Here is a 764-nt window from a genome sequence, read left to right as displayed (position 1 = left end):
AATAACGACCAATCATAACTCAATGATAAATATAAACTTAAAAACAAACCTGGTGATAAAACGATCTTGTCAATTCTGATGATCTTTTCACCAAACTCAGATCGGTCAAAGATCAACCGATCGGTTATTTATCCACACATTCATTCTCTAACTTCATGACATCTACATAAAATCAAGCCTAAAAACGTTTCAAAACCCCTGTTTATTCATCCAGCCCATCAGTAGATCCACTTATATGCACCTATATCTGTGGATAAGTTATGAATTGATCATTCTTAATCCATCTCGATGAAATCTTGGACAGTAGATTTTGTTGAAATTTGTTAGACTAGGATTTTTCCATTGTCATGCAGTTATTATGAAACCAGAACCACAATCAGAAGCGGAGTTAATGGAACGCGCTCACGATATTGCCGGACTCAGTTTTGCGGAATTAGCGGACGAAGCAGAGATGACCGTTCCAGAAAACCTCAAACGCGATAAAGGCTGGGTGGGACAATTGCTGGAATGGCATTTGGGCGCTCCTGCGGGTAGCAAACCTCAACAAGACTTTTCCAAACTTGGTATCGAGTTAAAGAGCATTCCAATTGGCTACAACGGACGACCGTTAGAAACTACATTTGTATGCGTTGCACCCTTAACTGGTGTTCAAGGACTGACATGGGAAACCAGCCATGTGCGCAATAAGCTCTCGCGCGTATTGTGGGTTCCTGTAGAAGGTGAACGAGAAATCCCCCTTGCCGAGCGTCGTGTAGGGACACCTC

The 764-nt window shown here is 42.1% G+C and carries 1 protein-coding gene; it reads left to right on the top strand.

Annotated features, from left to right (window positions below; genetic code table 11):
• Window positions 1–358 precede the first annotated feature (358 nt).
• A partial coding sequence (locus R8O11_RS27070) for a MutH/Sau3AI family endonuclease (RefSeq protein WP_318194855.1) occupies window positions 359–764 on the top strand: 406 nt, incomplete at its 3' end.

The organism is Vibrio sp. 1288 (genome assembly GCF_033344475.1).
This window is presented reverse-complemented; position numbering and strand designations above follow the sequence as displayed.